The following is a 13,661-nucleotide window of genomic DNA, read 5'->3' on the forward strand; positions in this document are numbered from 1 at the left end:
ATTATAAAAGGACAGTATTATGGCAAAAAGGAAAATAAGCGGAATCATCAATGCGACTGAACATCCGATGAATCTTGAAACACCATGGAACCAGAAACAGCCGGACGGCACCTATCATGCCTATGACGGGGACGATGTAGAAGCGTTTCTGAAGAAGGAACTGTCAAACCGTACCCCTACCGAGGAACTGGTGAGCGGCGAGACGAAGCCCCCTACATCCGGAACGGTGTTTGATGCAATGGTGGGTACGGTGACGGACGTGGATGTGCAGGACAGCGAGGACGGCACTCAATATGTGATGACCGTGAAGCAGAAGGATAACCAGGGCGGCGAGAGCTCGAAGGAGGTGCGCTTCTCGAAGTACACCGACGACGACAAGGTGGTGTTGTACATTGACCTGACGGACAGCGGCGGCGCGGGACTTCCCTCGCAGCAGTACCTGGCACTGGGAAGCGGTTTTGTGGTGAAATACTCTGTGGGCGTGGGTACTGCCGGTGGCGGTACGGTGGACGGCTACAGCGACCTGAAAGCCCGCGTGATTGTGAAACGCGGTTCGACCGTGATCAGTGAGTTCCAGGATGCAGAGTTTGTGGGCGTGACAGCCGGACAGGCTTATACCTTTGACGCTTCGCCCTACCTGAAGGATGCCACCGCCTATACCGTGCAGGTGGAAGCGCAGGCAACCTACCAGGGCGGCACACTGATGAAGACGGCCACGGCCAAGGTGACCATGGTGGCCATGGAGCTGGAGACCAGCTACTCGGCGGGCAACGGGCTGGCCGACGGGGGATATAAAAATGACGTGAACATCCCCTTTACTGCCAAGGGCACGAGCGGGGAGAAGAACATCTACTACCGCATCAACGGCGGGCAGGCCTTTACCCTCGGTCTTTCGGCCGGCAGCGGTGTGCAGCAGAAGAACGTGACCATCCCACTGGCTCAGATGCAGGAGGGTACGAACGTGGTGGAAGCCTACGCGCAGCATGAGAACTCCGGTGTGGTGAGCCGGGTGCATTACATTACGCTGCTGAAGGCAGGAGGCGGTGTGACAGCGTATGCCGGCCTGATGTTCAGCCACCGGGCAGCGGGGTTCCAACGCGACTGGAAACATCCGGTGCTGGAGGCAGAGCAGTTCACGGCATGGAACTTCACGTATGCCGGCTATGACCGCGATGCGTACACGGCCCGTGTGAAAGTGACGGGCCAGGGCAGCGTGGTGAAGGAAGACCTGCTGCAGCGCGGTGAGACCGGCAGCTACGGACGGACGAACGTGAACGTGGAACCGCTGGACTACCGTGTGTCGTGCGGCGATGCCGTGCTTGAGGTGCAGGTGAACACCACATCGCACCCGGACATTGAAGCCACGCTGGCACCGGATGCCGTGTGTACGTTTGACGCCTTCGGGCGAAGCAACACGGAAAACAACCCGGCAAGCTGGGTGAGCGGTGACAAGCGCATGGAGTTCCGGGACGTGCTGTGGAGCGTGAACGAATACGGTGCCGGTAGCGGCTGGCATAAGGACCGCCTGCTGCTGGCCGGTGGTGCAGGTATGACCCTGACCGCTGACGGCGGGTACCGCCCCTTCAACGAGGCGGACAAACCCGAAGGCTTTGCTATTCGTGATGTGGGCATGACACTTGAGATAGAATACAGCACGGCCAACGTGACGGACACGGATGCGGAGCTGATCACCTGCCTGGGGCAGCTGGACAACGGGAACCGGTACGGGCTGATTGTGACCCCGGAAGAGGCCAAGTTCCTGACTGGAGTGGTGACCGAGGCGATGGATGCCGGACAGGTGCTGCGCTATGAGGACTCGGTGGGTACGAAGTTCCAGCCGGGCACGAACATCCGCATTACCTACGTGTTCTATCCGAACGTGCAGACCAATGAACAGCGCACGCTGATCGGTTTCTATGTGAACGGTGAAGAGTCGGCTGCTTCCAAGTGGCTCGACAAGGTGAATTTTGACATTCAGAGCCAGCTGGAATTTAAGTCGGCAGGTGCCGACCTGAACGTGAAGAGCGTGCGTATCTATAACAAGGCGCTGACCTCGGATGAGGTGCTGAACAACTACATCGTGGACCGCAACCACCTGGAGGATGCCGACGGGGAACCGGGCGTGCGCTCGCTGGATGAGGACAACCGCGTGCTGAACGAAGGAGACACGGTGAGCATGGAGAAGCTGATGGGGCTGATGAAGAAGCGCCGGAACTCGATCCTGGTACTGATAGGCACGGGCAGCGTGGGTAGTGAGGTTCCGAGCGAGAGCGACACGCTGAACGTGGTGGATGCACTGGCCCAGCTGAACGACAAAAAGGCCAACAAGCTGGTAAGGGAGGTCCGTTTCTATAACGGAGAGGACAGGACGCTTGACTTTATCCTTACCAACGTATATGTCCGTATTCAGGGTACTTCTTCCGTGAACTATGCCAGAAAGAACTTCCGTTTCTACTTCCAGAAGACGGCAAGCGGCTGGACGGTTACATTGAGCTACGGGGAGATTGACGGAAACGGCAGGCAGAAGAATCCGGTGGTAACTACCGGCAAAAAAAATCTCTTCAAGTTGCGCAGGAACTCCGTAGGCGCGAAGCTGGCATGTTCCAAATGCGACTTCTCGGACTCGTCCATGACCACCAATACCGGTGGTGCGAAGCTTATCAATGACGGACTGAAAGAGATGGGGCTGCTTACGCCTGCCCAGCGTTACGCCAAAGACCACGGGCTGGAGGATGATTACCGTTCGGCCATCGACGGCCTGCCGTGCGACCTGTTCGTAGCGAAGAGTGCCGACGAAGACCTGACCTATTACGGCCAGTACAACATGAACAACGAGAAGAGCGACAGCTACCCCATCTTCGGGCAGGATGAGACCATCGGCGGCGAGAAATGGGGCGAGGGCGACACGCTGAACTATCTGGAAGCCGACGAGGAAGGACACAAGCAGTACCTGCCAATCTGCTTCGAGACGCTGAACAACTCCAATCCGCTGTGCCTGTTCCACTGGTTGCCGAGTACCGAACCGGAGCATAAGGATTTCATGGACTACAACTTTGACGGAGGACTGGAGTTCAACCATCCGAAAGATACCTTCTGGGCTGACGGAGGCGGTGATGCCGAGGAAGAACCGAATATGAAAGACCACTTGGGGCAGGGTGATGTGTACGATAAGATGTATAAGGCTACCGACCGCATGATGAGCTTCGTTTACCGCTGTGTGAAGGAAACTCCTGCCGGAAAGAGTATGACTTACAGTATGGAATCGCATGCGTTCGAGGGGGTAGATTATGAAGATGATGGCGACAAGTTCCCTACCGCTAAATGGAAGAGCGATACGTTTAGGAAAGAGGCATCGAAGTATTTCGACCTTCCCCATCTGATAGCTTACTATCTGTACGTGCAGTTTAACCTTGGTGTCGACCAGCTTGCCAAGAACATGCTTATCCGTACTTGGGACGGGGTGAAATGGTTGATTACTTATTATGACGGAGACTGCCAGTTGGGTTCAGACAACAAGTCATTCCTTACGGGAAAATATAACGATAACCGTCAGACCAAGCGCGACGGGGCTTATGTGATGCAGGGTCATAACTCGTGGCTGTGGAACCTCATCGTGGCCAATTGCTGGGACATGATTGTGGAGATTATGGTGAGCGGATGGAACGGGGGCGCAAGCTTCATGAGTGCCTTCAGTATCCAGAAAGCCATTGACCATTTCGATACCGAACAGATGAAGAAGTGGTGCTCACGCCTCTATAACAAGTCCGGCATCTTCAAATACATCTACCCGTTCCTGAACGAAATGCCGGTAGGTGCTGACGGTGCCAAACAGACGTATCCGCAAATCTACGGTCTGAAGGGTTCGTTAAAAGCACACCGGAACTACTTCATCCAACGCAGGTACGACCTGAAGCAGGTGGAGTACGGCTATGTATCTACGCTGGGTGCCCAGTTCTACCAGAGTACGGCATCGCTGGACAAGGCTTATAAACTGAAACCGATGCAGTACCGGCTGACCATCCCTTACCGTGTGCAATTATCCACCTCAAACGGTATACAGGCTGACAGCGGCGTGGTGGATGCAGACGTGCTCCATTCCCTGCAGCTGACCCGTGCCTTCGGTGAGAACGACCCGCTGAAGATTATCGGTGCAGCCAAAATCAAGGAGCTGGTATGGCACGAGGATGCGTTCGCAATCGGCTTCAACTTCGGTCTGCTGACCTCACTGGTAAAACTCGACATGAGCGTGGAGAAAGCCAGCGGTTACCGGAACGGCTCGTTCATGGCTTCGACGAACGGCATGCTGCTTTTGGAAGAAGTGAACATGCGGAACAACCGGCTGGCCCGGAACGGGGACAACGGGAATGTGGCTACTTTGGACTTGAGCTGGCAGGGCCGCCTGAAGAAACTGGACGTGAGGGGTACGGGGCTGACCCGTGTGAAACTGGCCACCGGTGCGCCCGTTGTGCAGTTATGCCTGCCGGACACGATTGAGGAACTGTTCCTGGAATATCTGACCAAGCTGTCCGATAGTGGTCTGATACTGGAAGGCATCAATAATGTGCGGGGCTACCGCTACACCAACTGCCCCGGCATCGACGGGTTCGCTATGCTGGAACGCCTGCATCAGGCCAGACTGAACGGCAGCGGCAAGCTGGAGCGCTTCGTGCTGGAGATAGACCGGGAAGACGACGGAACCCTGCTGAAGAAGTATTACGACTACGGAACGTATACGCAGACGGGTGCCGTGGATGACCGGCATTCGGGACTGAGGGGCAAGCTGACCCTGACGAAGTATCTGGCCGATGAGGAACTGGAGAAGTATGCCGCCCGTTATCCGGAACTGACCATCAAGCAGCCGCCCTATACGATGATCGAGTTTGACGACAGCGTGGCCGACGATGCCAATATTTCAAACCTGGACAACAAGACCGGATACAAGTTCGGGAATGCGTACAAAATGAGCGGGCATGTGAATGCCATCCTGTCCAAGCGCCACCGCGTACTGGCCAAGGTGACCAGGATGCCTACGAGCCGGAAGGTGGAGATAGCCGGGCAGCAGGTGGAAGTGAACAACCCGGACGGGGAGATGACCTATTTCCCCCTGCATGACGAAAGTTCGAACTTCTATGCCGATGCGGAGGACATGAACGACTGTACGGTGGCGAAGCTGGACGGCAGCGAGGGAGACTGGATGATGTATGAGCCGTTTTACTGGAGCAAAGGCATCAACGATTATTTGAACAACAAGAAGTACGCCTGCTACAGCAGTTATCCGGAGGACGAAATGCCCCCGATTCCGGACGCGACGGTACTGACACTGGATGCCATCAAGGAGACACAGGGCGGCTGGCTGGGTGAACGCAAGATCATGAGCGGCAAGCCCACGCTGATGGAATCCTATACGACGGACAAGGCTTATTCCGTGTGCAAAGTGGACGTGTCGGGTTACAGACGTGTCCGCTTCCCGAGCGTTCCAGGAACAGGGCTTATCGGCAGTGTGTTTGCTGATGCGGAGGGAAACATCCTGAAGAGTATTGTGGTGCCGACCATCGGCTTGAAATTTGAAGCCGGCATGTATCTGATAGCAGACGTTCCGGAACGTGCTACAGCCCTGCATTTCTCCATTCTGAACACGGCAGAGTTTGACTGCGTGGTACTGAGCCACAGCGACAAGATAGAGGACATGGAACCGGATTGGGTGGCCAATGAGGAACATCTGTGTGCCGTTGTGGGCAGTTCTGTAGTGGGCAGCAAGTTGCGTGCCTGCATAACCGGAGCTTCGACCACGGCAAGCATGACCTGGACGGACTTCCACTATTACAGCCAGCAGCGTGGCATGCAGCAGATAGATGCGCTGATGCACAGCCGCATCGCGAACCTGAGCTATGCAAAGTACGGGCGTAGGGACATGCAGGAACAATGCGGTGCCGGTCAGCATAACAACAACCGGACAACGGGTGGAACGGCCGACCATGGAATGACAGATACCATCGGCTATGACGAGGCGTATGTCATCAACAACAAAATCACGAATTCGCTGATTGACGGCCTGGTGCATCAGTATGCCTGGTATAAGAGCCGGGACGAATACGGACAAGCGACCGTGGTGCAGGTGAACAATATCTGCTGCCTGGGCTACGAGGACATCTACGGCAACAAGTATGACATGATGGACGGCGTGGATCTGCCGAATGACAGCGGCAACCAGGGCAAATGGCGCATTTGGATGCCTGACGGCAGTATCCGTATGGTGCAGGGCAAAACGGCCAGTGACCAATGGACAACAGGTGTGGCACATGGCAAGTATATGGACCTGGTTCCGGTGGGTAATCTGAACGGATCGTCTTCTACCTACTATACCGATAAGTACTGGATAAGTACCGCCACAGTCCGTGTGGTCTGTCGCGGGTACTACGGTGCGAGCGCGAGTGGCGGTGTGTCGTATGCGAGTGCGAGTAGCGATGCTTCGAGCACGTATGCGAATGTCGGCTCGCGTCTGGCCTTCCGCGGCAAAATCGTCCGGGCGCAAAGCGTGGCAGCGTATAAGGCGATACGCGAGGTGGCGTAAGCGCAAAGCGCCAAAGCGTGGAGCGAAGCGACTAAAACGAAAGAACGGGATTCGGATGGTTTCCGAATCCCGTTAAAAGGTATTCAAATACCGGCTTCGCCGGTCGAAATTTTTTAGAATATTGATAGGGTAGGGGAATACAGAACTGAACTGATTTGAGGGTAAACGACCTCAATTTAACTATGTAAAGATAGCAATTTTTGCTGATATTTGCAAGTGAATTTTCTGTTATTTTTAGCCTATAAATGCCTTGTTGAAACGGAATAAAGAGTGCTTTAAATTATACGTTTCGTTTTGTGAAATGAACTTTTCGTTTTGAAATGCGCGAACATTTCGATTTGCGGATTATAGCACCAGCATCAGACCGATACCGCTTCCCGTTATTTTGGAGTTGATGGCATTTGTTCCACGGAAGTGCATCTTGAACAGTTTTCTTTGTTCTTTGGCGGGAATTCCTATTCCATTATCTTTGACTTCCAGTCTCCAGGAACTTTTCATGTCATAAACAGAAATGAGTATATCGCCATTTTGGGGAGTATACTTCAGAGCATTGGATATGACATTTTCCAGGATAGAGTCCATCTTCTCTTTGTCGAACCATACATTCATGTAGCTGAAATTGCTTTCGTATCTGAAAGTGATATGTTTTATGGTGGCATAGGTCTGGAAATTGTTGTATATCTCCTTGATGTAAGTATTCAATTCATATTCTGCTATGTACAGATGAGGGGAATATACTTCTGCCCGTTCAAAGTTTATCAGATTGGTAGTCATGCGCAGGAGGGAGTTGACATTTCTCAGTGCCATGTGCATATTGTTGGTCTCGGCTTCGTTCAGTGTCTTGTTTTCAAGCATTTCTTCCAGAGGTGCCTTTATCAGTGTCAATGGCGTGCGGATATCATGCGCGGTATTGACAAAGAAACGGGTTTTCTCATCGGATATCTTTTTCTGTTTTCTCAGTGCCATGACACGGAAACCGACAACGGACATCAGTACTGTCAGCAGGACATAGCAGGCTATGGCCCAAAAACTGAACCAGACGGGGCGCGCAATGCTGATGTCGATGCTTCGCTCTTCAAAATAAAGATAAGGCTCTTCCTTGGATACCGCCCGTATGTAAAGTTTGTAATCGCCCGAGGCAAGGTTGGTGAAGCGGAGATGCCCTTCTTCACCCAGGCGGTTCCAGTCATCGTAAAAGCCTTCCAGCTTCCAGTAGAAAGTGACATTGTCCGGCGCGTCATAATTGATGGATGAAATACTGAGGGAAAAAGTGTTCTGGTTATATTTCAGCTTTAACCGGTCTGTCTGGTTGATGTTTTCCTTCAAGGGGGAATTCGGACTGCCGGGAAAGACTGTCTGATAGAGTATCTGAAAATCGCTGAGTATCATAGGAGAGTAGATGTACTTGGGCAAACGGGTTCCTTCGGGAAACTCGATGGCTCCGTCTGTGCTGCCAAAGACAAAACCCTTGTTCTTGCGTAGCGTTCCGGAAGAGGCACTGAAGCAGGAGGACATCAGCCCTTGCTCTTTAGTCCAGTTGTGGAATGTCTTCTCCGTAGGGTGGAAACAGCTGATTCCGTTTTCGGTACTCATCAGGATATGCCCGTCCGACTCGGGGAGTATGGTGTAGATGTTGTTTGAAATCAAGGCACAATTGTCCTTGTGATAATGCTTGAACGTATTGTCCTTTGCGTTGTAGACAACCACTCCGGAGCCGTTTGTTCCTATATATAGAGAGAGGTCTTCCGCTTGGTAAAGTGTGTTGATGTAGGTCATCTCTTCCTGCAAGGCGACATATTGGAATCTACCCGACTCTTTGTCCAGCAGATACAGTCCGGCACTTGTCCCAATCCACATGTGTCCGTCATCCTTTTCTGTAATGGCGGTGACGGAATTTATTCCGGGATACAGACGGACGGAATTCAGGGACAAATCGAAGCACTTCAGATTATAGAACCCTCCGGACCAGATATATCCTTTGGAGTCTTTTACGATGTCGCGGATATACTTGTCAGGACGAATGTTGTCCGGATTGAGCAGGTAAGGGGAGAAATATTCTACCGAGAGTGTCCTTTTATTTATTTTGTATACTCCCGAAGTATATCCTCCTGCCCAAATAATGCCGGGTGATACCTCGCATAGCGTAATGAAGATGTGATTCTTGTTTTTCAGTTGATGGTCGAAGGAGCTCAGGAATGAATGCCACTGCCCGGTTTTCGATTGATAAAGGCTGATTCCGTTACTTGTTCCGAACCATAGGTCTCCGTCACTGTCTTCAATGACAGAGTGTACCTGGTCGTTGACCAGCGATTGTCTGTTTCCGATAGAATGCTTTATCCAGTTGTAGCTTTTGTACCGGTTGTCTATAATGGTAATTCCTTCCGGGTAGTTGGCTATCCATATCCGCTTTTCTTCATCAATATAAATGTCATTGATGTTATTGCTGTTCATCTCATTGTGGCTTTTGTAGCTGGAGACGATGTACGGTTCCGAGATACACGAGTTCATGTTGATTTTGTGTATACCCATACCTTCTGTCGCTATCAATAGCTCTGTCTGGTTCAGAGGCTTGATTCGGGCAATGTTTACATCGCTCAAATCCGTATTGGAGTGTATAATCCGTTGTTGCCGTATGTCGTAGGCAAAGACGCCTTTTTCAAAAGTACCGATGAAAAGTCTTTGTGATTCTTGGTGGAAATAGAGTGAACTGATTTGGGCCTGGATTTTGTCAAGAGGTTCAAGAGGGACAATCTGCAATGTCTCATTTTCGAGTTTGACATATCGCAATCCCTTGTCGGTACCCATGAAGAAGTGGTTATTGTCCACTTGTTCGATACTTGTAATGCTGCTTTTCAGTTCATTGGACATTTGATGGACCTCTCCGGTTTGTGTGTCGTAGAGAGCGATGCTGTATCTGCTGCACAGCCAAATCCTGTGATTGCAGTCCATATAGCCGTAGCTGATATTGACCGGTGTCTTGGGCAGTTTATATACTCTGTTGAACACATCGTGTTCTTGGTTGTATTGAAAAATGCGACCGGCTTTACCTATGACCCATAATTTCCCTTTCTCTTCAAAATATAGCCAACCGAGATGGATGGGGAAACTTGACTCTTTGTTTTCTTCTATTAATTTATAATGCTTGATGTCTTTTCCATTGTACCGGTCTATGCCTTCGTTGGTGAGGAACCACATGTAACCTACCGAATCCTTTTGAATGTCGAAGATTCTGCGGTTGCTCAATCCGTTTTCCACCCCTATGTATTTATATGTTTGCGCCGTAGCTATGAGAGGCAAAAGGAATAGAAAGCATACAATGTTTATGATGAACCTCATAATAAATACAATATAACAACATATATGTGATAATAGTTTACAAATTAAACGAGAAAAAGTGAAAAATCAAAATTTGGATGTAAATATTATAGCTTAATCAAAGAATGCCTTTGCCGCTTCCGCACATCGTTCGCCGTCAATTCCGGCAGAAACAATGCCTCCGGCATATCCGGCGCCTTCTCCGCAAGGGAACAATCCTTTTACGCGTACATGTTGCAGTGTCTCCTTGTCTCTTGTTATGCGTACCGGCGCCGAAGTACGGGTTTCCACTCCAATCATTGTCGCCTCGTTCGTCAAGAAACCACGGCTGTATTTCCCGAATAGCTGGAAACCTTTGCTCAGGCGTTCTGCAATGAAAGAGGGCATCCAGAAGTGGAGAGGTGAGGAAACCAGTCCCGGTGCATACGAAGTTTCCGGCAGGTCGTAACTCAGTTTTTTCTTAGTGAAGTCTGCCATTCTCTGTGCCGGTGCTGTCTGCTTCATATTGCCTTGTTGCCAGCAGAGGCGCTCCAGATACTCTTGAAAATACATCATGCTTAATTGGGAATTGACGGTTGGCAATTGACAATTAGCCGCGCTGTTGTGCTGCATAGAAATTGTAAATTGTAGATTGTCAATAGTAAATTGCTCTATGTCTTCCGGGCGTAGCTCTACCACCATTCCCGAATTGCTCCAACGGGAACCGCGGTTGCTGGGACTCATCCCGTTGACTACAATCTGCTCGGGACCGCTGGCGGCGGGCACAACGAAGCCGCCGGGACACATGCAAAAGCTATATACTCCTCGTCCGTCCACTTGGTTTACAAAACTATATTCGGCGGCAGGCAGATATTTTCCCCGTCCGTTCCGGTTGTGATATTGTATTTGGTCTATCAAGGTGGCAGGGTGTTCTAGTCGTACGCCTACGGCAATGCCTTTAGCTTCAATCTCTACATTGTTGGCGGCAAGCCAGCGGTATACGTCCCGGGCAGAGTGACCGGTGGCAAGTATCACCGGGCCAAGGAAAGTCTTGCCGGTATTTGTTTCAATGCCTTTGACTTCATCCTTCTCTATGAGCAGGGCGTCCATGCGTGTTTCAAAGTGGACTTCGCCACCGCACTGGATGATAGTGTTCCGCATGTTTTCAATAACACGTGGCAGTTTGTCCGTACCTATGTGCGGATGTGCATCTACCAGTATGGAAGTGGAGGCTCCATGTTGGCAGAAGACATTCAGAATCTTGTCTACATTGCCGCGCTTTTTGCTGCGTGTGTACAGCTTGCCATCCGAGTAGGCTCCGGCACCTCCCTCTCCAAAGCTGTAATTGGACTCCGGGTTAACGAGTTGCTGGCGGCTGATTTGCGCCAGGTCTTTCTTGCGTTCCCGTACGTCCTTTCCACGTTCCACAATGACGGGGCGCAGCCCCAGCTCTATCAGTCGCAGGGCGGCAAAAAGTCCTCCGGGGCCGGCACCTACCACTATCACTTGGGGCTTTCCTTCTACATTATTATATAAGGTATGTTGGTATTCATCCTCTTTTGGCATTTCGTTCAAGTAGGCACGCACGTTGAGGTTGACGTAGATGGTCCGCTGGCGGGCATCGATGCTACGCTTCAAGATACGCGCTGCGGTTATCTCCCGTGCATTCAGTCCTTTTTCGTGTATTAAGTACTCTTTCAGGCGTTGCTCGTTTGCCGCTACTTCGGGCAATACGCGTAGTTGGTATTCTTGTATCATAACGATTATCCGAATAAGGCACGGAATGCCTCTTCTACCTTCCGTACCGGTATTAATTCTATTTTTATCTTTTGGGTATTGAGTCCCTGCATATTATACTTGGGAAGTATAAAACGCTTGAAGCCAAGTTTCTCTGCTTCTCCGATGCGCTGCTCAATGCGGTTTACCGGGCGTATCTCTCCCGACAGACCTATTTCTCCCGCCATGCACACCTCTGGCTCTATGGCCGTGTCCATGTTGCTGGAGAGGATGGCGCTGATGACGGCAAGGTCTATTGCCGGGTCGTTCACTTTCAATCCACCGGCAATATTGAGAAATACATCTTTCTGTGCCAGTTTGAAGCCTACACGTTTTTCCAATACGGCCAGCAGCATATTCATGCGGCGGATGTCGAACCCTGTGGCAGAGCGTTGTGGGTTACCATATACGGCACTGCTGACCAATGCCTGCGTCTCGATGAGGAACGGTCTGATGCCTTCTATCGCGGAGGCGATGGCTATGCCGCTCATACCTTCATGGTCCTGGCTCAGCAGCAGTTCGGATGGGTTGCTCACCTGCCGTAATCCATCTTGCCGCATTTCGTAAATACCCAGTTCGGCAGTGCTTCCGAAGCGGTTCTTGATGCTACGCAGGATGCGGTACATGTAGTGCTGGTCGCCCTCGAACTGGAGTACGGTATCCACGATATGTTCCAGTACCTTGGGGCCGGCTATGCTTCCTTCCTTATTGATATGCCCGATGAGGATAACCGCCGTATGCGTTTCCTTGGCAAAGCGCAGGATGGAGGCGGAACATTCCCGTACCTGGGCGATGCTTCCCGGCGACGATTCAAGGGTTTCGGTAGAAATCGTCTGTATGGAGTCGATGATGACGATGTCCGGGCGGATGTTCTTGATATGGACGTAAATCTGTTCCAGGGAAGTTTCGCATACGATGAGGCAATCACTGGAAGCACTTGTCAAGCGGTCGGCACGCAGTTTCAATTGGCGGGTACTTTCTTCGCCGGAGACGTAGAGGATGCGTTTTTCCGGTATGCGGAGTACGGTTTGTAGCACCAGGGTGGATTTCCCGATGCCCGGTTCGCCGCCAATCAAAACAAGAGATCCTTGTACAAGACCACCACCTAGTACCCGGTTCAGTTCGGCATCATGGAGGTCGATGCGCGGTTCGTCATCGGCTACAATTTCATGGAGGGTTATGGGTTTGGCTTTGGCGGTCTCTATGCCCGATACGGGACGCTTGTTCACCACTTCTTTCCGTACCACCTCTTCCACATACGTGTTCCACATTCCGCACGACGGACACTTGCCTACCCATTTGGGAGAGTCTTGTCCGCAGTTGCTGCATACATAAACCGTCTTCTCTTTAGCCATAGTTGTGCATTCTCTTCTAAAATGATTGCCCAAAGGTACAATTTTTCGATGCAGGGCTTGCAGACTCCCATAGAGTTTTTTTATTTTTGTGAGTAGAAAACAATAACATGTTATAAAAGCCATGATAGAAGATATTCTTGCATACAACAAGCGTTTTGTAGCCGAGAAGGGGTATGAGAAATACATCACGAATAAATACCCGGATAAGAAGATTGCCATCCTCTCTTGTATGGATACCCGTTTGACCGCTTTACTGCCGGCAGCCTTGGGCATCAAGAACGGCGATGTGAAGATGATAAAGAATGCGGGTGGAATCATTTCACATCCGTTCGGTAGTGTCATTCGTAGCCTGATGGTGGCCATTTACGAGTTGGGCGTGACGGAAGTGATGGTTATTGCCCACTCCGATTGCGGTGCGTGCCACATGAGCAGCGCCCAGATGATAGAGCATATGAAGGCCCGGGGCATCAAGCAGGAGACGATTGATATGATTCGTTTCTGCGGAGTGGATTTCGAGTCTTGGCTGTATGGATTCGAAGATACGGAGAAATCGGTAAAAGGTACGGTGGAAGCTATTATCAATCATCCGCTGATACCGAATGATATCAATGTCAGCGGTTTCATAATAGATTCTGTGACGGGAGAATTGACCCCGGTGCAGTGAT

The 13,661-nt window shown here is 51.2% G+C and carries 4 protein-coding genes and 1 pseudogene; 2 read left to right on the forward strand and 3 right to left on the reverse strand.

Features of this window, described 5'->3' with window-relative positions:
- The first annotated feature begins 19 nt into the window (after positions 1 to 19).
- Positions 20 to 6,571 (forward strand): hypothetical protein, encoded by a 6,552-nt coding sequence (locus tag DW947_RS11000; RefSeq protein ID WP_119958512.1) that lies wholly within the window; start codon positions 20 to 22, stop codon positions 6,569 to 6,571.
- A gap of 351 nt (positions 6,572 to 6,922) precedes the next feature.
- Here the strand turns inward: DW947_RS11000 and DW947_RS11005 are convergent.
- The 3 genes and pseudogenes from DW947_RS11005 to radA form a co-directional block, all read right to left on the reverse strand.
- Positions 6,923 to 9,907: pseudogene (locus DW947_RS11005) on the reverse strand (two-component regulator propeller domain-containing protein); the annotation flags it as partial.
- 93 nt (positions 9,908 to 10,000) lie between these two features.
- Complete coding sequence (locus DW947_RS11010) at positions 10,001 to 11,623, reverse strand: NAD(P)/FAD-dependent oxidoreductase (RefSeq protein WP_057087054.1); 1,623 nt, start codon at positions 11,621 to 11,623, stop codon at positions 10,001 to 10,003.
- 5 nt (positions 11,624 to 11,628) lie between these two features.
- Positions 11,629 to 12,996 carry a DNA repair protein RadA gene (gene radA, locus DW947_RS11015; protein WP_044467715.1) on the reverse strand — a complete coding sequence of 456 codons (1,368 nt, stop codon included), beginning with the start codon at positions 12,994 to 12,996 and terminating at the stop codon, positions 11,629 to 11,631.
- Between the two features lie 121 nt (positions 12,997 to 13,117).
- Between radA and DW947_RS11020 the strand changes: the two genes are divergently transcribed.
- Positions 13,118 to 13,660, forward strand: coding sequence for a beta-class carbonic anhydrase (locus DW947_RS11020; RefSeq protein ID WP_005834976.1), 543 nt, complete (start codon positions 13,118 to 13,120; stop codon positions 13,658 to 13,660).
- Position 13,661: the final 1 nt, after the last annotated feature.

Origin of the sequence: Bacteroides sp. AM44-19 (genome assembly GCF_003603395.1) — a bacterium.
In the GTDB taxonomy this organism is placed as follows: domain Bacteria; phylum Bacteroidota; class Bacteroidia; order Bacteroidales; family Bacteroidaceae; genus Bacteroides; species Bacteroides uniformis.

Coding starts and splice junctions, on each gene's coding strand:
- radA (WP_044467715.1), bottom strand. CDS start 12,996: ATGGCTAAAGAGAAGACGGTTTATGTATGCAGCAACTGCGGACAAGAC.
- DW947_RS11010 (WP_057087054.1), bottom strand. CDS start 11,623: ATGATACAAGAATACCAACTACGCGTATTGCCCGAAGTAGCGGCAAAC.
- DW947_RS11020 (WP_005834976.1), top strand. CDS start 13,118: ATGATAGAAGATATTCTTGCATACAACAAGCGTTTTGTAGCCGAGAAG.
- DW947_RS11000 (WP_119958512.1), top strand. CDS start 20: ATGGCAAAAAGGAAAATAAGCGGAATCATCAATGCGACTGAACATCCG.